This window comes from Sphingobium sp. 15-1, from assembly GCF_013375535.1.
GTDB classification, from domain to species: Bacteria; Pseudomonadota; Alphaproteobacteria; order Sphingomonadales; family Sphingomonadaceae; genus Sphingobium; species Sphingobium aromaticivastans.
Genome location: NZ_JABXJG010000001.1, coordinates 1,777,658 through 1,802,438 on the forward strand (window position 1 = coordinate 1,777,658; position 24,781 = coordinate 1,802,438).

27 protein-coding genes and 1 pseudogene are annotated in these 24,781 nt (G+C 61.5%); 19 read left to right on the forward strand and 9 right to left on the reverse strand.

All coding sequences use genetic code 11. The features are described 5' to 3' along the window. Positions 1-87 precede the first annotated feature (87 nt). Both HUK72_RS08315 and HUK72_RS08320 read left to right on the forward strand, forming a co-directional pair. On the forward strand, positions 88-588 hold the full coding sequence (locus HUK72_RS08315; protein ID WP_176596371.1) for a flavin reductase family protein: 501 nt from the start codon (positions 88-90) through the stop codon (positions 586-588). Between the two features lie 17 nt (positions 589-605). Next, complete coding sequence (locus tag HUK72_RS08320) at positions 606-1,517, forward strand: LysR substrate-binding domain-containing protein (protein WP_176596372.1); 912 nt, start codon at positions 606-608, stop codon at positions 1,515-1,517. Between the two features lie 23 nt (positions 1,518-1,540). On the opposite strand, the gene HUK72_RS08325 is transcribed toward HUK72_RS08320, so the two are convergent. Genes HUK72_RS08325 through HUK72_RS08340 form a run of 4 tightly spaced genes read right to left on the reverse strand, consistent with a single transcriptional unit; the run spans position 1,541 to position 4,406 of the window. Beyond that, positions 1,541-2,473: a 3-keto-5-aminohexanoate cleavage protein gene (locus HUK72_RS08325; protein WP_176596373.1), complete on the reverse strand. Its 933-nt coding sequence runs from the start codon at positions 2,471-2,473 to the stop codon at positions 1,541-1,543. 45 nt (positions 2,474-2,518) lie between these two features. Then, on the reverse strand, positions 2,519-3,388 hold the full coding sequence (locus HUK72_RS08330) for a fumarylacetoacetate hydrolase family protein (protein ID WP_176596374.1): 870 nt from the start codon (positions 3,386-3,388) through the stop codon (positions 2,519-2,521). Positions 3,389-3,416: 28 nt separating this feature from the next. After that, entirely contained in the window at positions 3,417-3,800 is a 384-nt protein-coding gene (locus tag HUK72_RS08335; RefSeq protein WP_255325784.1) for a nuclear transport factor 2 family protein, read from the reverse strand. Positions 3,801-3,818: 18 nt separating this feature from the next. Further along, positions 3,819-4,406: a VOC family protein gene (locus HUK72_RS08340; RefSeq protein WP_218035933.1), complete on the reverse strand. Its 588-nt coding sequence runs from the start codon at positions 4,404-4,406 to the stop codon at positions 3,819-3,821. 257 nt (positions 4,407-4,663) lie between these two features. Between HUK72_RS08340 and HUK72_RS08345 the strand changes: the two genes are divergently transcribed. From HUK72_RS08345 to HUK72_RS08390, 10 genes and pseudogenes are all read left to right on the forward strand, one after another. Then, positions 4,664-5,872 carry an MFS transporter gene (locus tag HUK72_RS08345; protein WP_176596376.1) on the forward strand — a complete coding sequence of 403 codons (1,209 nt, stop codon included), beginning with the start codon at positions 4,664-4,666 and terminating at the stop codon, positions 5,870-5,872. A 169-nt stretch (positions 5,873-6,041) separates the two neighbouring features. Further along, a complete protein-coding gene (locus HUK72_RS08350) occupies positions 6,042-6,464 on the forward strand; it encodes a hypothetical protein (RefSeq protein ID WP_176596377.1) in 423 nt (140 codons plus the stop codon). 84 nt (positions 6,465-6,548) lie between these two features. Then, on the forward strand, positions 6,549-7,028 hold the full coding sequence (locus HUK72_RS08355; protein WP_255325785.1) for a nuclear transport factor 2 family protein: 480 nt from the start codon (positions 6,549-6,551) through the stop codon (positions 7,026-7,028). A 123-nt stretch (positions 7,029-7,151) separates the two neighbouring features. Beyond that, positions 7,152-8,096, forward strand: coding sequence for an AraC family transcriptional regulator (locus HUK72_RS08360; protein ID WP_176596379.1), 945 nt, complete (start codon positions 7,152-7,154; stop codon positions 8,094-8,096). Positions 8,097-8,271: 175 nt separating this feature from the next. Further along, complete coding sequence (locus tag HUK72_RS08365; protein ID WP_176596380.1) at positions 8,272-9,246, forward strand: AraC family transcriptional regulator; 975 nt, start codon at positions 8,272-8,274, stop codon at positions 9,244-9,246. Between the two features lie 145 nt (positions 9,247-9,391). Continuing rightward, positions 9,392-10,300 (forward strand): SDR family oxidoreductase, encoded by a 909-nt coding sequence (locus tag HUK72_RS08370; protein WP_176596381.1) that lies wholly within the window; start codon positions 9,392-9,394, stop codon positions 10,298-10,300. A 234-nt stretch (positions 10,301-10,534) separates the two neighbouring features. Next, positions 10,535-12,727, forward strand: a complete 2,193-nt coding sequence (locus HUK72_RS08375; RefSeq protein WP_176596382.1) for a TonB-dependent receptor — start codon at positions 10,535-10,537, stop codon at positions 12,725-12,727. A 186-nt stretch (positions 12,728-12,913) separates the two neighbouring features. Next, the gene (locus tag HUK72_RS08380) at positions 12,914-14,302 is read left to right on the forward strand and encodes an MFS transporter (protein ID WP_176596383.1); all 1,389 of its coding nucleotides are present in this window, start codon (positions 12,914-12,916) and stop codon (positions 14,300-14,302) included. Between the two features lie 113 nt (positions 14,303-14,415). Continuing rightward, positions 14,416-14,814 (forward strand): annotated as a pseudogene (locus HUK72_RS08385) (efflux RND transporter permease subunit); the annotation flags it as partial. Between the two features lie 96 nt (positions 14,815-14,910). After that, a complete protein-coding gene (locus HUK72_RS08390) occupies positions 14,911-15,780 on the forward strand; it encodes a cyclopropane-fatty-acyl-phospholipid synthase family protein (protein WP_176597793.1) in 870 nt (289 codons plus the stop codon). Here HUK72_RS08390 and HUK72_RS08395 read toward each other — a convergent pair. The 5 genes from HUK72_RS08395 to HUK72_RS08415 all read right to left on the reverse strand — a co-directional run bounded on the left by HUK72_RS08395 (position 15,743) and on the right by HUK72_RS08415 (position 18,884). Further along, a complete protein-coding gene (locus tag HUK72_RS08395) occupies positions 15,743-15,934 on the reverse strand; it encodes a DUF2147 domain-containing protein (RefSeq protein WP_176596384.1) in 192 nt (63 codons plus the stop codon). The two genes, HUK72_RS08390 and HUK72_RS08395, sit on opposite strands and share 38 nt — an antisense overlap. Beyond that, positions 15,931-16,350: an IS200/IS605 family transposase gene (gene tnpA, locus HUK72_RS08400; protein WP_176596385.1), complete on the reverse strand. Its 420-nt coding sequence runs from the start codon at positions 16,348-16,350 to the stop codon at positions 15,931-15,933. The genes HUK72_RS08395 and tnpA overlap by 4 nt, the downstream gene beginning before the upstream one ends. A 68-nt stretch (positions 16,351-16,418) precedes the next feature. Next, positions 16,419-16,736, reverse strand: a complete 318-nt coding sequence (locus HUK72_RS08405; protein WP_176596386.1) for a DUF2147 domain-containing protein — start codon at positions 16,734-16,736, stop codon at positions 16,419-16,421. After that, entirely contained in the window at positions 16,727-18,037 is a 1,311-nt protein-coding gene (locus HUK72_RS08410; protein WP_218035934.1) for a hypothetical protein, read from the reverse strand. The genes HUK72_RS08405 and HUK72_RS08410 overlap by 10 nt, the downstream gene beginning before the upstream one ends. 67 nt (positions 18,038-18,104) lie before the next feature. Then, positions 18,105-18,884 carry a TorF family putative porin gene (locus HUK72_RS08415; RefSeq protein WP_369805935.1) on the reverse strand — a complete coding sequence of 260 codons (780 nt, stop codon included), beginning with the start codon at positions 18,882-18,884 and terminating at the stop codon, positions 18,105-18,107. Between the two features lie 238 nt (positions 18,885-19,122). Between HUK72_RS08415 and HUK72_RS08420 the strand changes: the two genes are divergently transcribed. The 7 genes from HUK72_RS08420 (at position 19,123) to HUK72_RS08450 (ending at position 24,235) form a co-directional block, all read left to right on the forward strand. Continuing rightward, a complete protein-coding gene (locus HUK72_RS08420) occupies positions 19,123-19,527 on the forward strand; it encodes a cupredoxin domain-containing protein (protein ID WP_176596389.1) in 405 nt (134 codons plus the stop codon). Next, positions 19,524-20,267: a ferritin-like domain-containing protein gene (locus HUK72_RS08425; protein ID WP_218035935.1), complete on the forward strand. Its 744-nt coding sequence runs from the start codon at positions 19,524-19,526 to the stop codon at positions 20,265-20,267. Before HUK72_RS08420 ends, HUK72_RS08425 begins: the two co-directional genes overlap by 4 nt. Continuing rightward, positions 20,267-22,027, forward strand: coding sequence for a carbamoyltransferase N-terminal domain-containing protein (locus HUK72_RS08430; RefSeq protein ID WP_176597795.1), 1,761 nt, complete (start codon positions 20,267-20,269; stop codon positions 22,025-22,027). Before HUK72_RS08425 ends, HUK72_RS08430 begins: the two co-directional genes overlap by 1 nt. Beyond that, positions 22,024-22,236, forward strand: coding sequence for a DUF5989 family protein (locus HUK72_RS08435; protein WP_176596390.1), 213 nt, complete (start codon positions 22,024-22,026; stop codon positions 22,234-22,236). Before HUK72_RS08430 ends, HUK72_RS08435 begins: the two co-directional genes overlap by 4 nt. 1 nt (position 22,237) lies before the next feature. Further along, a complete protein-coding gene (locus HUK72_RS08440; RefSeq protein WP_176596391.1) occupies positions 22,238-23,287 on the forward strand; it encodes a class I SAM-dependent methyltransferase in 1,050 nt (349 codons plus the stop codon). A 295-nt stretch (positions 23,288-23,582) separates the two neighbouring features. Continuing rightward, positions 23,583-23,792 carry a hypothetical protein gene (locus HUK72_RS08445; RefSeq protein WP_176596392.1) on the forward strand — a complete coding sequence of 70 codons (210 nt, stop codon included), beginning with the start codon at positions 23,583-23,585 and terminating at the stop codon, positions 23,790-23,792. Between the two features lie 68 nt (positions 23,793-23,860). After that, complete coding sequence (locus HUK72_RS08450) at positions 23,861-24,235, forward strand: hypothetical protein (RefSeq protein WP_176596393.1); 375 nt, start codon at positions 23,861-23,863, stop codon at positions 24,233-24,235. The last annotated feature ends 546 nt before the right edge of the window (positions 24,236-24,781 follow it).

A 24,781-nucleotide genomic window follows, 5' to 3' on the forward strand; every position in this document is an offset into this window, starting at 1 on the left:
GCAGAAACGGCTAATGGCAAAGATTTGTTTCCGGCATGGGGCTGACGCCCTTTCCTCGGGCCATGAATATGATTTGGAGAAGCGCATATGCGAGCAGCCTTCGACGGAGCCGAGTTTCGACGGATTCTCGGCCACTATCCTACAGGCGTGTGCGCCATAACGGCCATGCTGGACGGCGAACCAGTCGGCATGACTGTGGGATCATTCACCTCCGTGTCGCTCGATCCGCCGCTTGTAGCGTTCTTTCCCGATCGCCAATCGGCCAGTTGGGCGCGGATCGAGCAGGTGGGCCATTTCTGCGTCAATATTCTCGGCGCAAATCAGCATGATATATGCCGCACGCTCGCGTCCCGGGCAGAAGACAAGTTCGAACGCATCGACTTCAGACTGTCCGATGCCGGCTTGCCTATCGTCGCGGGAGTGGTTGCCTGGATCGACTGCCAATTGGAAGCAGTCCACGGAGCCGGCGACCACTTCATTGCCGTCGGCAGGGTGCTGTCGCTGGACATTGAGAACGGGCTGGAACCGCTGCTCTTCTACAAGGGCGGCTATGGACAATTCACCCCCCTCTCGATCGCGGGACTTTAGGCAAGGAGCGGATAGCGATGAAACTGAGCAATATCAGGGACATTCTTGCAGTCGCGGAGGCAGGCAGCCTACGCGGCGGGAGCCGCAAGCTGGGCATCACCCAGCCGTCCATGAGCCGCAGCATTCGCGACACCGAGCACGAGCTGGGCGTGTCGCTCTTTCATCGGCATGGCCATGGCGTGACGCTCACGCGCATGGGACAGGTCTTCGTCCAGCACGCGACAGCCATCCAATCCGAAATCCGTCACATTTTCGAGGCGATTGAACAGGAAAAGGGCAGGGCCAATGGCGAGATAGCAGTCGCGATGTCGACTGCCGCGACAATCGCCCTGATGCCAACCATGCTGCGGGTCTTCCAAACGGAATATCCTAAGGTTCTGCTCAAATTCACCGAAAGCCTGCTCTTCGAACATGTCGAACAGAATCTGCTTTCCGGTGAAGTGGACTTCTTCGTCGGCCCTGTCCACAACTTCCCCGTGAAGACGCCGCTGGTGTTCGAAAAATTGTTCGACAACCGGTTCGACGTCATCGGTCGCCGCGGACATCCGCTCGCGGGCGCCCGTACGCTGCAGGAACTGCAGGGCGCCCGATGGATTCGCCCGCTATTTGCCGACCATCAACGGCGCCCCGAATTCGAAGCGCTTTTCAGCCAGGCGGGACTCCCGCTTCCGGAAGTTTCCGTCCACATGCATTCGGTGATGATGACCCTTCTTGCGGTGACCAGTTCCGATCTTCTCGCCCTCCTCCCGGTTCAATGGCTGGAATCGGCCTTTTGCCGCGATCAGGTCGTCGCATTCCCGCTCGCGGAAACCTTGAGAGCAGGGCCTGTATATATCGTCCGGCGCGGCGACCTGCCGCTGACGCCGCTGGCGGAACGATTATGCGATGTGACGCTCAAGGCGGGCTTGAACTACGCTCTTAAACATTGACCTGGGCCGTTTCCGTCCGTCGGTCAGATGGCAACATGTTCCCGCCCCTTCAATCCGAGCAGGTGGCGCGCTTCTGCTGGACTTGCGACTTCGAGACCCATTTCCGACACTATGCGGGTTGCCTTCTCGACCTGTTCGGCGTTCGATGCGGCGAGCTTGCCATGCTCGATGAACAGGCTGTCCTCCAAGCCCACGCGGACATTGCCGCCAAGCAAGGCGGCCTGCGTTATGAAGGGCATCTGTTTGCGGCCGGCGGCAAGGACGGACCACTGATAATTGCCGGCGCCAAACAACCGGTCGGAGGTCTGCTTCATGAACATGAGGTTCTCCAGATCAGCGCCGATCCCGCCCATGATGCCAAAGATATGCTGGATGAAGAATGGTGGCTTGACCAAGCCAATATCCACGAAATAGGCGAGATTGTAGAGATGCCCTACGTCATAGCATTCATGCTCGAATTTCGTCCCATGATCTTGGAGACTTTCGAGAATATAGCGGATATCACGAAACGTGTTCCGAAAGATGTAATCGTCAGAATTCCGGACGTACGACTCCTCCCAAGGATGCTTCCATTCGGAAATGCGCTTGGCTGCATTGAAAAAGGCGAAATTTATGCTGCCCATGTTGAGCGAGCACATCTCCGGCTTGAACCGCATTGCAGCCGCCAGCCGGTCTTCCACCGTCATCCTGCTGCTGCCGCCCGTCGTTATGTTGATGACGGCGTCTGTCTCCCCCTGGATTTGCTGGAGGAAGCGGGCGTAGAGCTCCGGATCGCCGGTCGGCTCGCCCGTCTCAGGAACGCGAGCATGGAGATGTATGACGGCTGCTCCAGCTCTCGCCGCAGCCACGGATTGCTCCGCGATGTCCTGCGGCGTGATTGGCAATGCATCGGACATTGTCGGCGTGTGCGCCGAACCGGTCACGGCACATGAAATGATAACTTTCTGTTTGCTCATCTTGCAATCAACTTCACTGAAAAGAACGGAGACTGACCGGCTTCGCTAGAGCGCTTCGTCGATGACGGGGTTTTCTATATGGCCTATCCCCGCGATTTCGACCCGCATGACGTCTCCCGCATTGAGAAATATCGGGGGCGTCAGCGCGGCGCCAACGCCGCTTGGCGTGCCCGTCGCCAATATGTCTCCCGGCTTGAGCGTCATGACGGTCGAAAGATAGGCGATCTGCTCATAGATGTTGTGGATCATGCTTCCGGTGTTGCCGGCCTGGCGCTGCACGCCGTTGACATACATTCGGATGTCGAGATCATGCGGATCGGCTATTTCATGATCCAGGACGAGCCAGGGGCCGATTGGCCCATGCGTATCGAAGGACTTGCCCAGCGTGTGCGTCGGGGTGCGCAATTGCCAGTCGCGCGCGGACACGTCATTGCAGACCATATAGCCTCCGATGACGGAACGCGCTTTCTCCACGGGCACATGCCGGCAGGTCCGGCCGATCACCACGGCAAGCTCGGCTTCATAGTCCATCTTCTCAGTGACCGCCGGCTTCACGACGTCGTCGAACGGGCCCGCGATGCAGGAGACCTGCTTGTTGAACCATAGCTGGAAGGGAGGCGTTTCCAGGCCAGCCTTCGACGCTTCCGCAGCGTGATCGCGATAGTTCATCCCGATGCCAAGAAACTTTTCCGGACGGGGAACCGGCGGCAGGAGGCGGACGTCCTTCAGAGGAAGCGATGCCAGCCGATCATCATCGACCGCCTTGAAAGCCGCGACCGCCGCATCACCCGCCTCGAGAAACTCGATGATCGCAGCCGGAAGATCCGGCGCCGCGATCGAAAGGTCGACTATGCGATCTCCAAAAAGCTTGCCAAGCCGCGCGCGGCCGTCCTGTACGAAGTTGACTAGAGGCACAGACTTTTCCTTTGATTATCATTTTGCATCACGCGATCGACAGGAATCCCATGTGGCAGGTATTCTGTTTCCAGCCATCGGCACCGCGCACCCAGCTTTGCGTGACGATTGCCGAGATTTCATTGATCTTGTCGATGCCCTTGACGGAGACTGACTGGCTGAGCGGGCCTGTCACGATGGCGACATCGCCGTAGACGCGGATGTCAATCTCACCGCGTTCGATCCGGTGAAATATATATTTGCTTCGCAGCCCTGCGATATAGGCGGCTTTTCCGTCTATTTGCCCGGTTCCGTGGATATGAACCAGGTCATCGGCCACGAGGCTTTCCACCATGTCCGCATCGCCCGCCACCAATGCCGATATACGCCTGTCTTCAAGGCGCGCGATTTCCTGCCGGACAGCATATTGCATCACCTTCCATTCTCCCGATCAGCTTCCGAAAATATAGTCCGTGCCCGGCGCGCGCGGGGCGATGCCCTGACGCTTCAACTCCACCTCCGGAACCCCATCGCGATAAAGTTGGACAAGACGGTCCGGATCGAACTGTATGCCCAGCGGGTTCTCGCGAAACGCATCGGTCTGGAAGAATCCGACAAGCTCTTCATGCGTGTCGAAATTGTCGGTTTGCGTCTCGATCTGATTGCCGTCCCTATCTCGATAATAGAGGGATGTCGTCGATCCGTGGTTGATGCACCAATAAGGCAGGATGCCGAGATTTTTGAGCCGGAGATAATTTGCAAGAAGGTCGCCTATCGAACCGAATGCAAATGCGACATGCTCAATTCCGGCCGCCTTTCGATCGAGATCGGCAATGCCATCGAATTGGGCGATGGCAACGCGATGATGCTCCTGATCATAAGTGAGGAATGTCACTCCGTCCGATCCAAATACTTCCCAAGAATTCAGGAACTGGAGATAGAAATTCTTCTGCTCTTCAAAGCGGGCAGTCTTCAGCACGAAGTGAACGAACGCGCTGGGCCGGACGTCCATATTATTAAGCGTAGTTTCGCGGGACATGCCTCGCCTCTCCCATCCAACGATATGCCATGCGCTTCTTGCGACTGGACAGACCAATCGGACAAGATGCGAACTTCGCCGGATCGATGCCTGCTGCGCATCGCTGAGACACTTTAGCCAACTACCGCCCGGCCGCGCGCGCCCTTAGCTTTGCTGACGGTTTCGGGGCCAAGCCCGACCAGATCAGCAGCGCTTCGCAAAGGCCCCTCGCCTGCGGCGGCAGCACCCTCATTCCACCTCATAGCGGATGCTCCCCGATGCCAGAAGAACAAGCCGTGGCGGGCGATCGGACAGCAAGACGCTGGACCCTGGTCGCGCTCGCCGCAGCCATCTTTGCAGGGGCCGCTTCCATGCGGATTCTGGACGCGCTGCTTCCCAACATCGCCTCATTCTATGGGGTCAGCGTCGGTTCGGCGGGTCTTGCGGTCACGGCCTATTCGGGCAGCTACAGCCTCTGCCAGATCATTTACGGCCCGCTGGGCGATCGGGCAGGTCCGTACAAGGTCGTTTTGCTGGCGGCATTGCTTTCCAGCATGGCGGCCGCGGGCTGCGCCATCGCGCCATCGATAAACTGGCTGGTGGCCCTGCGCCTCCTGGCCGGAGGCGTCGCGGCCGCGATCGGACCGTTGGCGCTCACCTGGGTCAGTCTTGCGACGCGGATCGAGCAGCGCCCCGTGGTTGTTGCGAACGTCACGGGCGCATCGATAATCGGCGCCACTACAGGGCAAGTCGCTGGCGGAGTCATTGGAGAGCTATTCTCCTGGCAAGCGAGTTTCCTGTTCATCGCGATGCTTTTTGCGGTCACCGCGCTTGCCCTGTGCTGGGCCATCGTCAATCGGCCGCACTTCGCCACGCTCGGCAGAAGGCGGTTCGCGGACGGCGGGGCCGACAGGCTGGCCTTCAAGCAATTGCTGGCACGCCGCGCGGTTCGCGTTACCCTTGCCGGCGTGGGCGTCGAAGGACTGGCCACTTACATGACCTTCACCTACGCATCCGCATTGCTGCATCAGCGATTCACGACGAGCGCGGCAATCGTCGGCCTGCTCATAGCCCTGTTCGGCATCGGCGGGGTGATTTTCGTCCTGGCCGCGCGTCCACTGACCGCGAAACTGTCCGAGGCAAATCGCGCCAGGCTGGGCGGATCGCTGATGGCAGGCGGCTTTCTGTTCTTCGGCATGGCCCGCTCGCCGCTTGCCGCAGGGGCAGCGCTGCTCATCTTGGGTTTCGGCTTCTTCATGTTCCACAACATCCTGCAGGTCATGGCCACGAAGATGGCGCCGGATGCCATGGGATCGGCCATCTCGCTCTTTGCAGCGACCTTCTTCCTGTCGCAAGCGGCAGGCGCCTTGATCGGCGGCTGGTTCTTCGATCGTCTTGGCGCCTGGGCGAGCTGCGGCATCTCGGCATGCGTGCTAACGGGTCTCGGCTTCGCCATGGCGCGACACAGCGGGGGCAATGCGGCATGACTTCGCGCTATGGATGGCGCCGGAGGCGATGGCACGATGCCAACCAGGCATCGATGCGCGAATTTGGCAGTCTTTTCGTTCTATCCCCCCGTCTTTATCCTCATGCCCATAACGCGGGAATCCGCATGCTCACCCCTTTGGGTGGCGACGGTCGGAGTGGAGAGCCATAATGGCAGATATGCGCAGATATGAGTTGCTGTCCGACGACTGGGTGGCCATGCAGGAACGAGAGGTCGTGGCGGCATTTGCACGGTCGGATTGGCCGGACGCGATCAGATTCTCCCTGGTTGAGCGTTTCGTTGGGGCCGCCCCGCTTCCGAACGGGCTCGTCGCGGGCTTTCGCGTCGATGTGGCGGGGTCCAAGGCCATCTATCGCCGGGGCGCGGCCGCTGACGAAACGGGCGACGTCACCGTCGACATGACGATCGACGCGCTCAACGAACTGGTTCATATGTCGAGCAACGACCCCGGTCACGCAGCCGCCGTCGAACGCTTCATCCAGTCGGGCGACATCATGCGCAAGGGGGAGTTTGAGCCTTTGGCGGCCGTTTCGAAGGACGTCCACCATCGGATTCATTTGCAGACCTTGTGAGCGCCCTAGCCGCAGGTTCGGCAGGGCGGGATCACCAGAGCAGCCGACCTCCCTGCCCGCGCAGCTATCAGGAGAACAAGAGTGATGCACGAAGACCTGCTTGATTTCGAAGCGATCCGTCTTCTCAAAGCGCAATATTGCCGCTTGTGCGACACGCGGCAGTGGGACGCATTATTCGAACTGTTTGCCGAGGATGCGATCTTCGGCACGCCGGAGAGCGCTCCCCGCGCCGAGAATGATGTCAGCAGAGCCTATAAGGTGGGCTATAGCTGCGGGCGCCAGGCGATCAGGGATATATTTGTCGGCATGGCGGACTCGATTGACGCGATGGTTCATATCGCGCACACCCCCGAATTGAAGATCACCTCCGCCGATACGGCCACCGGCATATGGCAGCTTGAGGATTTGTTCTGGTATAATTCGGGGCCGATCAAGCGCTTCCACGGCTATGGCCATTATCATGACGGCTATATCCGGGAGGGGGGCGTCTGGCGCTTCAAGGAAGTCAGCGTCACCAGGCTTCACATAGAGTCGGTTCCCTTCGACGCCTCGCCCCCGGAATGAAGGCGCAAGGCGGTCGCGGGAAGCCTCGCTCTGGGGGGCGACCAAAGGGCGGCACGTCATCATCGATGATTTTACTGCCCAACCGAAATGCTCCTGCGTTTCGCGTTGCGCTCGTGAGGTAGCGTGGACCCTTTGTCGGATGTCCTTGGCTTGCTGCGGCCGCGCAAGGAGATGCACGTTTCCGGGTTCGAAGCAGGCGGCGATTGGGCGCTGTCCTTCAAAGCGCACGACGGGATCAAATGCTACGCACTGTCCAAAGGGTCCTGCTGGCTTTCGGTGGACCACGAACCAGAGCCCATCCATCTTGAACAAGGTCAATGCTTTTTCACGACCCGGGGCTATCCGTTCGTCATGGCATCCAATCTGGACGTCCAGCCGACCGATGCGGCGGCCCTGTTCATCCAGGCGGAGCCCGACGGGCAAGTCTCCCTCTGCAACCGGCCTGATTTTTCGGCTGTCGGAGGGCATTTCGCCGTCGAGGCGGATCATGCCAAAGCCCTTCTCGAATGCCTGCCCCCGGTCGTCTGCATTCGCGACAGGTGCGGTTCTGCCGTTCTGACATGGTGCCTTGAACAGATGACGGTCGAATTAAGCACCAGTCGCCCGGGTTCGGGCCTTGTCGTCCAACATCTTGCACAGATGTTGCTGGTGCAGGCCTTTCGCCCCTTCATTTCCAAGAACGCAGCCGGCGGGCCAAGCTGGATAGCGGCATTGGCCGACCGCCAGGTCAGTGCGGCGATGCAGTTCATGCATGAGCGGCCAGCCTATCGCTGGTCCCTTGAGGAGCTGGCGGCGGCCGTGGGCATGTCGCGTACCAGCTTCGCGATCCGCTTCAAGGATAAGGCCGGGCTGTCGCCCATGGAATATCTCACGCGCTGGCGCATGCTTGTCGCCAGCAGCAAGATGCGGACGACCAATTTGCCGATCTCCGTCATCGCCCACGCGGTTGGCTATGAATCCGAAAGCGCGTTCAGCACGGCCTTCAAGCGCGAAATGGGCCGTTCCCCAAGGGAGTATGCGCGGGCTGGCGGCCCAGGCTCCTCCTGGCCTCTGTCCCGTTCCCCTTGAAGGCGATCGGACGCCCTTCGGACCCAGGTCTTTTTCATTCGTATGAAATTTCTTCGCCAGCGTCCAACAAGGGCGGCAAGGGCTGCTTTATGTCACTCATATGCAGAATTGGCGTTGCCGCCGGACTTTCAACGAATATACTCCTGTGGTAATTTGCTGAGCGTACGAGGTTGATATGGATCCGCTTTCGGATGTGCTGAGCCTTTTGAAGCCAAGGCGGGAACTGCATGCTTCGGGATTCGAGGCAGGCCCCGAATGGGCGCTGGCGTTCCCGGCTCACGAAGGGATCAAATGTTATGCGATCGCTTCTGGCCGGTGCTGGCTTACAGTCCAGGAGGAGAGCCAGCCGATCCTGTTGGAAGCGGGAGATTGTTTTTTCACGACGAGGGGATTGCCCTTCATCCTGGCGAGCGACCTGGCCCTTGTTCCCGAACAGGCGCTCGAGGTGTTCGCGGGCGCCAAGCAAGGCGGCTTCGTATCCTATCGCGGACGCGGAGCCTTTTCGCTGGCAGGTGGGCATTTCCGTCTGGAAAGCGATCATGCCGGCCTGCTGCTGGGCCTCTTGCCGTCGGTTGTTCGTGTCCGCGACGAGTCCGGCCGGGCGGTCCTGCGGTGGTGCCTCGATCAACTGATCGAGGAGATCCGGAGCCGCAGACCCGGAGTTGATCTGGTCGCGCAGCATCTTGCGCATATGATGCTGGTGCAGGCGCTGCGCCTGTTCGTGGCGGATGATCTGCGGGAAGGCGCCGGTTGGCTGTTCGCGCTCGCTGACCGGCAGATCGGTTTGGCGATTGAACTGATGCACGAACAACCGGCGCGGCGCTGGTCCCTGGAGGATCTGGCGGCGGCCGTCGGCATGTCGCGTTCCAGCTTTGCCGTCCGTTTCAAGGATAAGGTCAGGCTGTCACCGATGGACTATCTGACACGTTGGCGGATGCTGAAGGCCGGGGACGAACTGCGCACGACGGATCAGCTTGTCGCAACGATCGGCAGATCGCTTGGGTATGAATCGGAAAGTTCGTTCAGCACCGCGTTCAAGCGCGTCATGGGGTGCACCCCGCGCGACTATGCCCGCCGCGATGCCGACGCAAGCGTTCATCCTCAAGATCGCCTTGCCGGGGCGAACCATCTCCGGCTGGCGGCAGGCTGACAAGGTTTCGCAAACGCCTTGCTGGCGATCATTTCAAGGATCGCGGCGCTTGTTGAACTTTGGCGAAAGTAATTCGGACCGTGTAAGCTGTTGAAGGATCAGCGACGCCCCTACTCTCCCGGATGAATTGTTCAGGAGATCAGATATGCGCGTCTTTCTTACCGGAGCGACAGGCTTCATCGGCACAGCGATCACGCGCGAATTGCAGAGCGCAGGCCATCAGATTCTCGGCCTGGCGCGCAGCGAGGCTGCCGCCGCAACGCTGCGGCAGGCTGGCGTCGAACCGCATTTTAGCGATCTGCTGGACCATGACGCCCTGGCGTCCGGGGCTCGTGGAGCCGATGGCGTGATCCATACCGCTTATATCCATGACTTCTCGAACATCGCGGCACCCAGCGACATCGATGCAGCGGCGGTCTCTGTGATGGCGCAGGCGCTGAAGGGTTCAGGAAAGCCGCTCATCATCACCTCCGGCGTGACGGTCCTGCCACAAGGACGGCTGGGTTCGGAGGCAGATGCGCCCGATCCGGCTTCGGTGGCGAAGCACCGGCTGCCATCGGAGCGGCTGTGCCTGGAAGCCGTGGCGAACGGAGTAGGCGCCATGATCGTTCGCCCCGCGCCGTCCGTTCATGGATCAGGCGATCACGGCTTCATTCCCTTTCTGTACAGCATAGCGAAGCAACGAAGCTTCGCCGCCTATGTCGAAGATGGCGCAAACCGCTGGCCCGCGGTTCATGTCCTGGACGCCGCCAGACTCTATCGGCTAGCGCTGGAGAAAGGCGCCGCCGGGGCGATATATCATGCTGTAGCCGATCGAGCCGTGCCATTCCGCCACATTGCCGAGGTGATTGCGCGCCACCTCGGAGTCCAACTTGTCGCGTTGCGCCGCCAGGAAGCGGCAAGCTATTTTGGGGGCTTCGAAGGTTTCGCCGCGCTTGACCTGCCGACAAGCAGCGAGTGGACAAAGAAGGAGCTGGGTTGGACGCCAAGCCAGATCGACCTTCTCACCGACATCGGCAATCCCGGCTATTTCCGCCAGAGCGCGCTGCGTTAAATCGAAAGCGGGTCGCGCCCGCCAGTTCTTTGTTGGCGCATCAGTTTTTGCGATGGTTATCAATGACATCATATCCGATGCCGATTGGGCATCGATCTTACATGTTTGCTGTCTTGGGCCGCGCCTCAATCAAGCTAGCCTGGAGCAAATTCGTGAGGGGAGGAAATGATGTTTGAAACATCCAGCAGCAATATTTGCGTTCATTCGATGCGGAGCGCTTCGCCGCGACAGCTAATGTCCGGTGGAACGCTCGCAAAAATCATCGCGATCGCCTTGTTCGCGCCTTTTTCCGGTGCAGAAGCCTATGCGCAGACCGATGCGTCAGCCTCGATGCTGCAGGAGAGCGGAACCGCTTCCGCATCAGTAGGCGACATTGTCGTCACCGCGCAAAGACGCTCCGAGCGACTGCAGGACGTTCCCATCGCCGTCAACGCGGTGAGCGGCGACCGACTTGCGGCGGCAGGCATCAATGATCTTCAGGCGCTCAACACTTTGGTGCCTGGATTCAACTCCGTCAATTCGGTCGGGTCGTTCCGTCCTTCCATCCGCGGCATCGCGACGGGCAGCGATGTCGTCGAAAATGCCGTCTCCCTCTATATCGACGGCGTTTACATGCCAAATCAGCGCGAAGGTCTGCGCGAATTGGCTGATATTGAGCAGATCACGGTTCTCAAGGGACCGCAGGGCACTTTGTTTGGCCGAAACGCCACGGCGGGCGTGGTTCAGATCACCACGCAACGACCGCGCTTCAACATCGCGGGCCGGGCCAGCGCCGGTTACGACAATTACGGCACGTTCAGAGGAAAATTCTACGTGACCGGCCCGCTCTCCGACAAGGTCGCGGCGAGCGTCTCCACCAGCTATATTTCCCAGGGCGAAGGCTATGGCCGCAGCGTCACCGCCGGCTTTGACACCTATAAGCTGAAGCATGACCTGGCCCTTCGCGGCAAGCTTCTGTTTGCGCCGAGCGATCGCACCGACATCACATTGATCGGTGATTACCAATATCGGGAAGATTCCGGCACCAATTATCAGCCATATCCGGGCACCAGATTCTCCGTTCCCGGCTTTGGACCGACCAGCAGCCGCTATGACACCTATTCCAGCACCCCCGGATTCAACAAGTTCGATGGCGGCGGCGCCAGCATTGAAGTCGACCATGATCTGGACTTCGCCAAATTCATCTCCATCTCATCCTACAGGCACGGCATCAGCCGTTTCCGGTTCGATCTTCTGAACATCGAGTCCCCCGACATCCTCAGCAATGCCAGGGTGGTCAGCGAGAGCTACTCGCAAGAGGTTCAGCTCATCTCACCCAGTCGAGGGGACTTCCGCTGGGTCGCGGGCGTGTTCTATTTCCATAACAAGCTGGGATATGACCGCTTCATCAACAATTTCTCGGGCGCGTTCGCCGCGACGCCGACATCGACATCGGTTCAGAATACCTACGGCTACGAGACCGCAGAGTCGATCGCGCCCTTCGCGCAGGCGGACTATGAAATCCTGCCGTCCACCACCATTACACTTGGCGCCCGCTGGACTTACGAAAAGCGCTCGATCCGCGGAAATGACACGATCACGCGCGTCAACGGGGCCGTCGCGGTCAGCCCGGTCACCACGCCGGACACTCTTACGGTGAAGGAGCCGACATGGCGCGCCGCCATCAATTACAAGCCTTCCGACGATATGATGCTCTATGCATCCTACAGCCGCGGCTTTAAAAGCGGGGGCTTCAATATCGGGCGCCCGTTCGAGCCGGGGTATCTGCCCGAAAAGCTGGACGCGGGGGAAATTGGCCTGAAAACCGAACTGCTCGACCGGCGGCTGACCCTCAATCTTTCAGGTTTCTACTATGATTACAAGAATCTGCAGGTCGTCACCTTCGTCGGCCTGACGGCCCGGACGACGAACGGTGCGCAGTCGGAAATATATGGCCTGGACATGGATTTCCAGGCGAAGGTTTCCGATGCCCTCTCATTGAGCGGCGGCTTCGAACTCATGCACGCCAAGTTTACCGATTATAAAAATGCTTCCATCAGTTCCGCCCGCCCGACAGGTGGAAACTTGATTGTTCCCGGCGACGCCACCGGAAACCGCTTGCCGTTGGCCCAGAAATTTGTCGGAACTTTGGCGATTGACTATGATCAGCCGATCGGAAGCATCAACAGTCATTTCAATCTAACCGGTACCTACAATGGCGACTATTATTTCGAAGCCGACAATGTGCTCCGGCAGCCCTCTTATGTCATGCTGAATTCATCGCTCAGGCTGTCTGACAGTTCCGACAGGTTAAGCCTGACATTTGCGGTTTCGAACATTCTGAATGAGAAGATCATAGCTCGCGTGGCAACAAACTCGATTGGGTATCGCGCGAACTGGGGGAACCCGCCGCGCCTCTATTCGATCACGGCTGGCTTGAAGTTCTAGCATCCCGTGGGCGCCGGAATGCGCTGAGCATGGCTCATTCGCATTCCGGCACATCCGCCATTGCCCGGCGGTGACTGACGATCCATCAACACGATTTCAGTTGCTGAAGGATGCGGCATATCGAAAACATAGCCGCAAGCACCAAGGTCTTTTCCCCGCAACAGTTCAGACGTCTCCATGGATCATATGGCAGTCTTTAACCAGCCGGATTCCTATCCAATGCTCACCCAGGACATCGAAACGCTCACCGACACAGATCGGATGGTGCCATTGCAGTGGAAAATTCTGACGATCTGCCTGTTTGCATTGATGGTCGACGGGTTCGACGTGTATGTCATGGGCATTCTGACGCCCAGCATCGCAGCCGACCTGAATGTGCAGCCCAGTTCCCTGACATGGGCCTTTTTCGCTCAGCAAGCCGGATTAGCGGTCGGCGCATTCGCAATAGGTCCCCTGGCGGATCGGTACGGCCGGCGGAATTGCCTGGCATTATCGACGCTCGGCGTAGGAGCGTTCACCATCGCCGCCGGCTTTTCGGAAAGCGTCTTTGAATTGGCCGCCCTCCGATGCGTTGGCGGCTTGTTCATGAGCGGCCTCCTGCCCTCCGCCATAACACTCGCCACGGAATATGCGCCCAAACGACGACAGGCGGGCGTTGCATCCACCATGCTGGTCGGCTACACGCTGGGAATGACGTTGACGGCCGGGGCCGCATCGCTCCTCGTCAGTGGGTCCGACTGGCGGATGCTGTTCTGGCTTGGCGGTGGATTGGGGCTGGCGGCCAGCCTGCTGGTCACGATTTTCGCTCCTGAATCCCTCCAGTTCATGGTCCGCAAAAATCCACGCAATCCGGCAATTGGGCAAATAGTGAGCCAATTTCAGCGAACCTCGCCTTGTTCGCTCAAGGACATCCAGTGGACATTCGGATCATGTGCAGAGAGCCATGTGGCCAGCGCAGGCGACCTATTGATGACGGGGTATCGTAGACCCACTGTGATGCTTTGGTCGGCGCAATTTTCCACGATTGGGCTTTCAGCATTGTTCGCGTCCTGGGCATCGACATTCTTTCTCAACGGTCAGGGCGTAAGCGTGGCCAATTACGCGCGCGTTCAGGCTCTGGTCGCCCTGACCGCTATCGCTGGAACGCTTTTCATCGGCCCACTCATACAGAGGTTCGGGCCCGGGCGTGTCATGGTCCCGATTTTTCTCGGTTATGCCGCCTCGATCATTGCGGCCGGATTATTTCCATTCGGAAACTGGGCGAGCATGATAGCCTTGGCATTTCAGTACGGCTTCGCGGCCGCGGGGAGCGCGGGTCTCATCGTGATTGCCGTTCAACTATACCCGCCAGCGATGAGGGCAATGGGCATAGGATGGTGCTTCGGAATCGGGAGGGTCGGCGCGATCGTCGGGCCGGTACTCGGCGGCAGCCTTGTCGCATCCGATCTTTCCCTGCCGCAGATTTTCGCATTCATCGCCATCCTGCCTTTTCTTACCGCAATCATCTTGCTGGCGTTATCGCGGTCGCTTTCCATAGCCTCCCGCCAAAGCCGAAATATAGTCGGAGCAGCATGATGCTGCCCCCGGGTCTTGTGAGACATGCCGCCATGCCGTTGGACTGGAACGATCAGCGCAAGGTGTTTGGCTTCCGATGGGCGGTCGACCAAATCATGTGCTCGTGAGACGCGGGAGGTGCCTTGGCTGGCTCCCTATCTCGGAGCATTACCGGCTTCCTAGGCTTCGTGGACAAAGCGCAGCCTAGCAAGAAACGTCTAGAGGAATACCAAGCGCTTCCTCTCGCGGCAAGGACAGGCGCTCTTCTCCGCCTGCGGCCGGTGGTGATGACCGCGCTGGTCGCAAGCCTTGGCTTTGTCCTCATGGCCCTGGGAACCGGCGCAGGCGCGGAGGTGCAAAAGCCGCTCGCGACCGTGGTGATCGGCGGCCTAATCTCCGCGACGCTGCTGACCCTGTTCGTCCTTCCCACCTTCTACGCCCGCTACGGCCGGGAGACGATGATCGAAGAGGATGACGAAACCGCCGATCGGGAAGGCGCTGCGCAGGACGCGCAACCTCTGCCGCAACATTGACGGTTCGGGGGAGGCCGCCAGGGCGGCAGCCGGCGGATGACCAACCCGTTGCACCAACCTCTTGCGGAGCACGGCCCCCGCACCGAAATTAACGGCATGATCGTCGCGAGCATTCCATCGAACGCGGCCAGCGTCGCGCGTCATTATGACGAACTCGACCCCGCCTACCGGCGCATCTGGGGCGAGCATGTCCATCATGGCTATTGGCGGGAGGGTCATGAGAGTCCGGAGGAGGCGAGCGTCGCGCTGGTGGAACTGGTGGAGCAGCGACTTGCGCTAAAGCCGGGTCAACGCGTCTGCGACATTGGATGCGGATATGGCGCGACCGCGGCGGAACTGCTGAAACGCCATGATGTGGCCATCGTCGGGTTTACGCTGTCGGCGCGACAGCAGCGCATCGGCCAGGCCCGGGCGCCGGGCTTTGCCTGCCTGCGCCGCGACTGGCTGGACAATGGCCTGGCGACAGCCTCGTTCGAGCGCGCCTATGCGATCGAAAGCTCCGAACATATGGTCGACAAGGCGCTGTTCTTTGCCGAGGCGCGGCGCATCTTGCGCGACGATGGCCGGCTGGTTGTCTGCGCCTGGCTGGAAGGCGAGCATGTCCGGCCATGGGCGGTCAGGCATTTGCTGGAACCGATTTGTCGGGAGGGGCGCCTGCCCAGCATGGGCAGCCGGGAAGATTATGTCCGGCTGGCCCGCGACGCCGGATTTGTCCTGACCCACTATCAGGACATCAGCCGGCAGGTCCAGCGCACCTGGACCATCTGCCTTGTCCGTCTGGTCAAGGCCCTGATCCGCGATCCCGCCATCCGGCGGCTCGCGTTCGGCCGAGGGGTCGAGAGCCGCGATTTCCTGTTCAGCTTGCCGCGCCTCATCCTGGCGTTCCGCACCGGCGCCATGCGCTACGGCGTCTTCCAGTGGGACGCGGTCAGCCCACCCGCGTCCAACGCCGCGACTGACAGATGAAGAGGACGCAGCCAGTGACTTTGAGCGACCCGTCCGCATCGAGCTGAAGCGTCGAGCGATAGCTTTTGCCCGTCTGCGGGTCATAGGCGCGGCCGCCCCGCCAGACCTGGCCCGCGCGGCTGAATAACTGACCGGCTGACGCCGGTAGGATCATGCGGAGGGGCTGAAGCCATTTTTGTGGCCATGCTTGTCGAGATAACGCAGGATGGTGTCATCGGTGATGTTGCCGGATGTCGTCGAGAAGTAGCCCCGCTGCCAGAAGCGTTGGCCCCAGTAGCGCTTGCGGATATGCTCGAACTCCTGCTGGATCTTGCGCGATGACCTGCCCTTGGCGCGCCGCACGAAGTCGCTGACCGAGACGTGGGGCGGTATCTCGACGAACATGTGGACGTGGTCGCGAGACAATACGCCATGGACAATGGTCACGCCCATCTCGGCGCAGACCTGTCGGATGATCTCGCGCACCCGCAGGCGTACCTCACCATGGAGCACCTTGAACCGATATTTCGGCGCCCAGACCAGATGGTAGCGATGATGAAATGTTGTGTGACAACCGCTGCTGTAGCCCATAGCCTGTACCCTCGGAGAAAAATGAACTCTCGCCCTTCGGGCTGTTCATTTTTCTCCGAGGGTACAGGCTACTGGCCGAGTCTGTGGCTGAAGCCAGTATCCGACTGAAGTCGGAGGGGTTTCTCCCGATGGAGGACTCTAAAGCCCCAGAGCGTCGTCAGGCCTAAGATGGGGCGGTTCCTCAGGCGGCTGTCGGGATTGTTGACGTCGGTGCGCGGCACCGCCGGGTCGCGGTCCAATATCCTGGCGACGCGCCCGCACAGATACGGGCCGCAAGGCTCGATGCGGACCACCCCCTTATGATCGTCGGTCAGCCACAGGCCGGCAATGTCCGGCGAAGCGGCTGCGCCGGCCAGCAGGAGCAAGGATATGGGGATCAATCCCATGATAGCGCGCCAGGATGATGATAGGATGCGGAGCCGCCATGATAAAATAGCGGGCCGGAGGTGGAAAGGGCGTCATGGTCGACCCCGCCACCCGATTCCGGATAATAGCCGCGGCGCTGCTTCAGCCGCATCCAGATGGCGCGCGCCATGGCCGCATGAGCCCGCGCATCGGGATGGGCGTCCGGGAAAAGGCGCCAGGCGGGATCGAGCCGGACCGGAATATTGGGAATGCCCCCCTTATCGAGAACCGCGGCGCGCAGCGCACGTTGCTGGGGCGGTTCTGGCTGGAAGATGGGAACCAGCACCAGCGGCTCCGCACCGCGAGCGCGGGCCAACGCGACGCCTGCCCTAAGCAGTTGCCGGTCCGCGATCACCGCTTCTTCGATGGCGGCGGCGCTGTGATAGGGAAACAGGACGCGCTGCAGCCGCTTGAGATGCCATGTCCCTCGTCCCGGATGCCACTGTCCGGCGTGATCGATCCATGGGCGGTTTCTGTCCAGATCGCGGATCATCAGGCTCGGCCCAAAAAGGATGACGACAGCGACAGGGCGGCGGAATTTCGGCAGTTCGCGCTTCAGTTGAAGATAGGTCTGACTGGTCGAATATGCGGCGACGGCAAGATTGGCGCTCTGGATGCCGCTCCATGCCTCCACCTGCCCCGCCATGCTGCGGGACCAGTTCAGGCCCTTGCCGAACATGATCGATTCCCCCACGAAGAGGATCGACGGCGCGGCCCTGTCGACCGCTTGCCGTTGCGAGGGGACGCGATAGCCGTGGGCATCCAGGTCATAGACCGGCCGGGATGCAAAATCCCGATCGACAGCGTGTCGCATGGGGATATTGGTCCAGCCAAGCAGGGGGTCGTCCCGACGCAACGGCTCCCTCACCGGGCTCCATATCTGTCCCGTCGGCCGTCCGCCGACCAGGCGCAGCACCCCCTCGCTCGCCGGGAGGGCAAGCAAGATCCCTCCGCCTATGCAGCCCCATCGCCGGGCCATATCCGCCCACCCGGCCCTGTTGGCGATCCGGCCAATGCGGGGCAGCCGCAGCAAGAGCAGCCCGGCGAAGATGATCATCAACAGCCGTTCGACCTGCAGGATGGTCCGCATCCAACCGCGCGCGACAAGGATGTCGTCGAGCATGTGCCAGTCGGCCCATCGCTGGTCCATGATCGCCGCGCCATAAAGCAGCGCGATCGCGATCGCGGCGACGGCAACCTGCGCCACGTGAGCGCTCAGCCGCGCCGCTCGACCGGGAGCGATCCTTTCGGGACGAGCCGCCGGGGTTGCGGCATCGCTCATGTCACGGGGCAGCGGGGATGATTGGGATGCATGGCATGGCGTTGGTGCAGCATCGCGCCGCTTCGGTTCAAAGAGCGAGCAGGAGAGCAATCACCAGCGCGTCGCCGGTCCGGCGATAAGAGCCGTAGCGCCGCATATCCTGGGCATATCCATGCCAGGCGGCTTCCAAAGTGACGGCGCCGATGCGACGGCGCAGGCCCAGGCGCCAGTCCGTGGCGCTTCCCTGACCTTCCATCGCACCGCCTTCGCGCAAATAGATGAGGCGGCCTGCATGGACGAAGACCAGCGAGTTGCGGGTCAGGTCCAGATGGCCGTCCATCTCCATGTAGAGCGTCGGATGCCCCTTGCGGAAATAAGCGGGAGAGAGAAAGAGCCGGCCCGACAGGTTGCGGCCGATGATCCCGACATAGGCTTCCGTATAGCTGCCGCCGCCGGGAACGTCCGAATATTCGGTATAACCATTGTGGACCAGGCCAAGGTCGATCATCGTGCCTGACGACAGGCGGCGGGCGAAGCCGGCATATTGTTTGAACGCGAAAGGTCGAAGACCCGCGTCAGGGCTGGCCACGAGCGCGGCGGAGCCACCCAGATAGAAGCCGCCGGCGCCGTCATGCACCAGTTCCAGTTCCGCGACCGGGCGGTGGTCGCTGACTGGCCGTCCGCGCAGCCGCGCCTCGCTCGCAAGGCTGAGATTGCCGGCCAACTGAGCGGGCGCTGGTGACGTTGCGGCGATCAAGGCAAACAAGAGGGCAGCTTGGCAAAGACCCATCGCCGCCCTTCCTCGCCGGCGACGCGGGGCAGGAACCGTCGCGTCCCGCCGTCTTGCCCCGCATGCTGGCAAGCCCATCGTCTCCTCCTCCTGACATCACCAGCGCCGGTCGTCCCTGCCTATGACGATGCAGTGGCTCGATCAAGGCAATGAGGGTGTCCCCTGGGGGGCGGCGAGGCGAAGATCGTCCTCGGCACGCCAGCGCTCTTGCGCGGACAGGGTGTCAGCGAGTTCGACTTTTTTTTCGCTCGACCCATGAACCAAAGGGACGGAGAGCGTCACTCATCTCCATCCATCATGACGGAGGCGGCGGTACATGTCTCATCGACGATCGCTTGCGGTATTGGCCGCGCTCATCCTCTCCTCCTCGGCGGCGGCGCAAGGCGATCCGTGGAGCGCCGCGCGCCCGCTGACGATCAGCCTGTCGAGCTTCAAGTTCGAACCCTCTGGAATCATGCTGGAGCATGACGTCCCCTATCGCCTGCATCTCGTGAACAGTTCATCGGGCGGGCATGATTTCGCCGCTGCCGCCTTCTTCGCCGCCGCGCGCATCCGGCCGGAGGATGCGGCCAAGGTCAGGAACGGCCGCATCGGGCTGGCCGGCGGGGAAAGCGTCGACATCCAATTGATAGCGCCTTCATCGCCCGGAACCTACAAGCTGCGCTGCACCCATTTCATGCACGGCGCCTTCGGGATGACGGGGAGGATCGTCGTGCGGTGAGCGTGCTGAACAGCCATGGTTGGCGGATGCCGATCGACCGGATGGTCTGGGCAGACCCACGCCGTCGCGCGCGCAAGCTGCTGCAATTCGCGGAGGTCGAGGCGCAGGGCGCGCGCGACCTGTTCCGTGCCGCCGAGGTCACGGAAGATCCGATGCTGCGCCGCCGTTTCTTCGCCCATGCGAAGGACGAAGTGCGGCATGCCGGGCTGTTCCGCGCGCGCGGACTTGCCCTACGCCGGACTTTGGCTGATCCGGGGCCCGATCATGTTCTGGGCGATGGGCTTACTCCCGGCGAGCGCGGGTTCGACCGGCTGGAGGTGGAGAAGGAGGATGCGGCCGCGCTGCTCGCCTTCATCCACCTGTCGGAAAGGGCCGCCGCCCGCGTCTTTCACGGCTATGGCGCCGTGCTGGATCATGACCCGGAAACCCGCGCCGTGATCCAGCAGATCGCCCAGGATGAGGAAGGGCATATGCGCTATTCGCTTGGCGAACTCGCCCGCATGGCGCCCGATCGCGCTCGCCGGGCGCTGTGGGCGGCGCGATTGCGGCGGTTATGGCGGGCCTATCTCCGCTTCGCGATGATCCTCGCCGCCATGATGTCGCGCCTGATCCTGACCTTGCTCTATTTCCTGCTGCTCGCGCCCTTCGCCTGGGTCGCCAAGCGTGCTGAGCGGAAGGAGGCGCTCGGCTGGCATATTTGCGCGACACGGCGGGACGATGGCGGCGGAGGGCAATATTGATGAAGATCCTGGGCATCTCCGCTTTCTACCATGATGCCGCCGCCGCGTTGGTGATCGACGGCCTGCCGGTCGCCGCCGTGCAGCAGGAACGGCTGTCACGACGCAAGAATGACGCGGAATTTCCCCTGCAGGCGATCGAATGGTGTCTGGATCAGGCGGGTCTGGAGCCTGAGGCGTTGGACGCCGTCATCTTCTACGAGCGCCCGGCCCTCAAGTTCGACCGCGTGCTGATGACCCTGCTGCGCGGCTTCCCGCATAGCTGGCGCGCCTTTCCCAAGGCGATGAACAATATGCTGGGCGAGAAATTATGGGTTCGCGGCGTCATCGCGGCGCAACTCGGCATCAGTGCACGGCGCATCCATTTCACCGATCATCATCGCTCGCATGCCGCCGCCGCTTTCCTGACCGCGCCGACCGAGCGCGCCGCCATCCTGACTGCCGATGGCGTCGGGGAATGGGCGACGCTGACGGTCGGTCAGGGGAGCAAGAGCGCTGGCGGCGCGACCCGGATCGACCTGCTGCGCGAAGTGCGCTTTCCCCATTCGCTCGGCCTCTTCTATTCGGCCTTCACCGCCTATCTCGGCTTCCAGGTCAATGAGGGCGAATATAAGGTCATGGGCCTCGCCGCCTATGGCAGCTCGCGTCATGCCGACGACGTGCGGCGGATTTTGCGGCGGACGCCGGACGGCGCCTTCGCCCTCGATCTGGCGTTCTTCGACTATCATAGGGCGGTCGATTCCGCTTATTCGCGGGCCTTCATCGACCTGTTCGGCCCGCCGCGCGACCGGTTCGAGCCGATCGACCTTCAGACACCGCAAGGCCAGCATTATGCCGACGTCGCGGCAAGCGCCCAGCAGGTGCTGGAGGAGGTGATGGTGGAGATCGCCACGGCCCTGCGCAAAGAGACGGGCCTTGCCGACCTGTGCCTGGGCGGCGGGGTCGCGCTCAACGGCGTCGCCAATGCGCGCATCTTGCGCGAGGCGGGTTTCGAGCGGCTGTTCGTGCCCTCCGCGCCCGGTGACGCGGGCTGCGCGCTGGGCGCCGCGCTCTATGCCGATCGCGTGATCTTCGCCCAGCCGCATCGCAATTGCCCCGATCATCCCTTCTGGGGGCCAGCGGTCGATCCCGACGCTCTGGAGCGGATCGCGGCGGAGGATGACTTGCCCGTCACGCGTTCCGATGATGCAGAGCTGATCGGTGAGGTCATTGACGCCATAGCCCATGGCGCGATCGTCGGCTGGATGGAAGGGATGGCGGAATTCGGACCGCGCGCGCTGGGCCATCGCAGCATATTGGCCGATCCGGGCAGCGCCGCGATGCGCGACCGCCTGAACCGCGACATCAAGTTCCGCGAATCCTTCCGTCCCTTTGCCCCGGTTGTGCCGGCCGAACATGCCGACGCCTATTTCGCCCTCCCGCACGGCGGCATCCGGCTTGGCCGTTTCATGTCCGGGGTTTTTCCGGTTCGACCCGAATGGCGCGAACGGCTGCGCGCGGTCACTCATGTCGATGGCACCGCCCGCGTCCAGGTGCTGGAGCAGGCCATGGCGCCGCGCCTTCATGCGCTGCTGACCGCCTATGGCCGGCGGACGGGCATTCCGATCTTGCTCAACACATCGTTCAACCTGGCCGGCGACCCGATCGTCACCAGTGTGGCGGAAGGTTATTCGACCTTCCGCCGGGCAGGCATCGACCTTCTGGTGGCCGACAATCTTCTGGTCCGCCGACAGCGGGCGCAACGGGCGGAGAAGGTGGCATGATCCGGCGCAAGGGACGCCTGCGGCGTCAGTTCATCATCGTCGGCAATGCGGGCAGCACGATCGTCGATCTGATACGCGGTATGTGGCGGTCGCCCGGCGGCAGGCGCTGGATGATCCCGCTGGTGGTGTTCCTCTGTTCGGTGGGCGTGATCCTGACGCTGGCGTCCGGGGTGCAAGCGCTGGCGCCGTTCATCTATTCGATCTTCTAGGATGGACGCGCATTTCCTGACGCTGCTCGCCTGTCCCCGCTGCGGCGGCGATCTGGACGAGGGGCTGCAATGCGGGAATTGCGCAGCAGCCTATCGGGAGGCCGATGGGATAGCGCATCTGCGCCTGCCCGGCGACGCGCGCACGGAACGGGTGCGCAGCTTCTACGCGGAGGCTCCCTTCCCCGGCTATCCGCCGCGCGACAGCATCGACTGGCTGCGCGCGCGCGCCGAGCGCAGCCGGTTCGCGCAAATGCTCGATGCGGCGATCCCCTATGATGCGCGGATCGTGGAGATAGGGTGCGGCACAGGGCAGATGAGCCTCTATCTTGCCCGTGGCGAGCGAACCGTGATCGCGGCGGACCTGTGCCGCGCCTCGCTCGAACTGGGCGCGGCGGCGGCGCGGCGGTTGGGCATTGGGTCGGTCCGGTTCGTCGAAACCGATGTGCATCGTCCCGGCCTGCGCGCGGGGGCCTTCGACATCGTCTATTGTTCGGGCGTGCTGCATCACACGCCCGATCCGAAGGCCGCCTTTGCCCCTGTGGCGCGGCTGGCGCGGCCCGGCGGGCTGGTGATCCTTGGCCTCTACAATCGCTATGCGCGCCTGCCCCACCGAATAGGTCGGCTGGTCGCGCGGCTTTCCGGCGGGCGCTGGACGCCGGGCGACCGGGTGCTGGCGGAGCGTCGGACGCAAGCCGACCGCGAGCAGGCATGGCTGCGCGATCAATATCGTCATCCCGAGGAGCATCGGCATGGGCTAAGGGAGGTGCGGCGCTGGTTCACGGCGAACGGCATCGACTATATCCGCGCGGTGCCGAGCGCCCTGCTCGGGCAAGGCGAGGAGGACCAGGCGCTCACCGCCGTGGAAGAAGGCGGTTGGTGGCTCGAAGATATGTTCGCCCAATGGGGCTGGATGAATGTCCTGGCGGCGGAGGGCGGACTGTTCATTGCGGTCGGCCGCGCCAGGAAGCCGGACGTCAAGCGCACGACCGCGCCTTGTCCCGGAAGAGAGGCGCATCCCGTCCCGCCGTTGGTCAGCATAGGCATCCGATGAAAGGCCGCCGACACCGCTACAGAGTCAGAAGAGCGAGGGATAGCCGCTCAGGCCGACACTTTATGACGATGGCGGCTTCTCCGGCGGCAGCCTGGCGCGTCCCGCCCTCGCCCGCCTGCTGGCCCATGTGCGGAGCGGCAAGATCGCGCAATCTAAGAGCCAGGGACTTCTGGGTGGGCGGTCCCGTCCCTCTGGGCTATGATGTCATCAGCCGAAAGCTGGTGCCCAACGCAACCGAAGCAACGACCGCCGAGCTTATCTTCGCTATCTTGTTCTGCCCTCGGTCACTGCATTGATGGATGAGCTGAAGGCGGAAGGCATCATGCCGCCAACGAAAGAACGGCGCAGGGTGGCATTCCATAAAATCCGGCAAGAACTGCTTACTCCAAAATTTCTCGGCCTTGGGCGGCCGGTGGCACATCCGCATATCCTGCCGACACCCTTGGCATATCGTCTGGAAACACCATTGAAACGAGGTCGGCCGAAGAAAAAACGCACGCCCTGATTTTTCGCTTTAAACGTACATTTTTTTAGTACCACTGAACTGTCCTCCATCGAATCAAGGGGGACAATATGAGTTTGCGCCGTGGTGAACTGAACGAGATTCCGGGGCTGGGAGACAATCTGTCCGCCGTAGTCGACGTCCGGGTGGATGACCTTCAGGCACATCCCCGTCATCCATGGAAGATCGGCAAAGCGGACATCGACCGCGCAAAGCCAATAGTTGCGCGATACGACGACAGGGTGCTTCCGGTCCTGATCGATGACGAAAATCGCGTGATTTCCGGCGAGATATTCGTCGAAGCGGCTCGCCTTCAGAGACGCAAGATGATCCGGGCGATCAGACAGTCAGGCCTTTCCGGTGCCGAATCGCTGATGATGGGGACGGCTATCACCAAACTCCAGACGCTGGGTGGCTGGGACGCGCGGCGATGGAAGCAGCGCTGAGCGAATGGATGGCTCCCGCGTTGCAAGTACAAATTGATGCTTTGACGCTCGGTTGGTTGCAGTCATCTGTCCGGCTTGTTTTTACAGTCGGTAGAGACTGCTGGCCCTGATGGGGTTCGCGAGTTGGGTCCAATCAGCTTTGCAGGCTATTATGCCTTCGCCAGTCCTCGGGGTGTCCCAGCTCCCGGTCTAACCGGTATCGCCATCACATCGCATCGCGCTTACAACATCGTGAAGCTGATCTGCGTCAGCTAAGTCCTTTTGCCCGCTAATGCTGAGGCATGATGCGCTTGGTAGGTCTGACCGCGTGTCATGAGTGCCCATACGATGCGCGCCATCTTATTGGCCATAGCCACTGTCGCCACTCTGGCCGGCTTCCTCGCTAATAGCGCAAGAAGATGTGGATCTGCGGTCTGCGGCTTCGATTTGGCATATCGGACCAGTGCGGTCGCGCCGATCACAAGCAGCTTACGCTGTCAACCGGCGCGCAAAGTTGACCCCCTATCGGCGCCCAACATTGACCCCCTTTTTGTGAGTGCCGGCGGT

Excerpts from the sequence above, each read along its gene's own strand:
- HUK72_RS08315 (WP_176596371.1), top strand. The coding sequence starts at position 88 with ATGCGAGCAGCCTTCGACGGAGCCGAGTTTCGACGGATTCTCGGCCAC.
- HUK72_RS08320 (WP_176596372.1), top strand. The coding sequence starts at position 606 with ATGAAACTGAGCAATATCAGGGACATTCTTGCAGTCGCGGAGGCAGGC.
- HUK72_RS08325 (WP_176596373.1), bottom strand. The coding sequence starts at position 2,473 with ATGAGCAAACAGAAAGTTATCATTTCATGTGCCGTGACCGGTTCGGCG.
- HUK72_RS08335 (WP_255325784.1), bottom strand. The coding sequence starts at position 3,800 with ATGCAATATGCTGTCCGGCAGGAAATCGCGCGCCTTGAAGACAGGCGT.
- HUK72_RS08340 (WP_218035933.1), bottom strand. The coding sequence starts at position 4,406 with ATGTCCCGCGAAACTACGCTTAATAATATGGACGTCCGGCCCAGCGCG.
- HUK72_RS08345 (WP_176596376.1), top strand. The coding sequence starts at position 4,664 with ATGCCAGAAGAACAAGCCGTGGCGGGCGATCGGACAGCAAGACGCTGG.
- HUK72_RS08350 (WP_176596377.1), top strand. The coding sequence starts at position 6,042 with ATGGCAGATATGCGCAGATATGAGTTGCTGTCCGACGACTGGGTGGCC.
- HUK72_RS08355 (WP_255325785.1), top strand. The coding sequence starts at position 6,549 with ATGCACGAAGACCTGCTTGATTTCGAAGCGATCCGTCTTCTCAAAGCG.
- HUK72_RS08365 (WP_176596380.1), top strand. The coding sequence starts at position 8,272 with ATGGATCCGCTTTCGGATGTGCTGAGCCTTTTGAAGCCAAGGCGGGAA.
- HUK72_RS08370 (WP_176596381.1), top strand. The coding sequence starts at position 9,392 with ATGCGCGTCTTTCTTACCGGAGCGACAGGCTTCATCGGCACAGCGATC.
- HUK72_RS08375 (WP_176596382.1), top strand. The coding sequence starts at position 10,535 with ATGTCCGGTGGAACGCTCGCAAAAATCATCGCGATCGCCTTGTTCGCG.
- HUK72_RS08380 (WP_176596383.1), top strand. The coding sequence starts at position 12,914 with ATGGCAGTCTTTAACCAGCCGGATTCCTATCCAATGCTCACCCAGGAC.
- HUK72_RS08390 (WP_176597793.1), top strand. The coding sequence starts at position 14,911 with ATGATCGTCGCGAGCATTCCATCGAACGCGGCCAGCGTCGCGCGTCAT.
- HUK72_RS08395 (WP_176596384.1), bottom strand. The coding sequence starts at position 15,934 with ATGATCCTACCGGCGTCAGCCGGTCAGTTATTCAGCCGCGCGGGCCAG.
- tnpA (WP_176596385.1), bottom strand. The coding sequence starts at position 16,350 with ATGGGCTACAGCAGCGGTTGTCACACAACATTTCATCATCGCTACCAT.
- HUK72_RS08405 (WP_176596386.1), bottom strand. The coding sequence starts at position 16,736 with ATGGGATTGATCCCCATATCCTTGCTCCTGCTGGCCGGCGCAGCCGCT.
- HUK72_RS08410 (WP_218035934.1), bottom strand. The coding sequence starts at position 18,037 with ATGAGCGATGCCGCAACCCCGGCGGCTCGTCCCGAAAGGATCGCTCCC.
- HUK72_RS08415 (WP_369805935.1), bottom strand. The coding sequence starts at position 18,884 with ATGGGCTTGCCAGCATGCGGGGCAAGACGGCGGGACGCGACGGTTCCT.
- HUK72_RS08420 (WP_176596389.1), top strand. The coding sequence starts at position 19,123 with ATGTCTCATCGACGATCGCTTGCGGTATTGGCCGCGCTCATCCTCTCC.
- HUK72_RS08430 (WP_176597795.1), top strand. The coding sequence starts at position 20,267 with ATGAAGATCCTGGGCATCTCCGCTTTCTACCATGATGCCGCCGCCGCG.
- HUK72_RS08435 (WP_176596390.1), top strand. The coding sequence starts at position 22,024 with ATGATCCGGCGCAAGGGACGCCTGCGGCGTCAGTTCATCATCGTCGGC.
- HUK72_RS08440 (WP_176596391.1), top strand. The coding sequence starts at position 22,238 with ATGGACGCGCATTTCCTGACGCTGCTCGCCTGTCCCCGCTGCGGCGGC.
- HUK72_RS08445 (WP_176596392.1), top strand. The coding sequence starts at position 23,583 with ATGGATGAGCTGAAGGCGGAAGGCATCATGCCGCCAACGAAAGAACGG.
- HUK72_RS08450 (WP_176596393.1), top strand. The coding sequence starts at position 23,861 with ATGAGTTTGCGCCGTGGTGAACTGAACGAGATTCCGGGGCTGGGAGAC.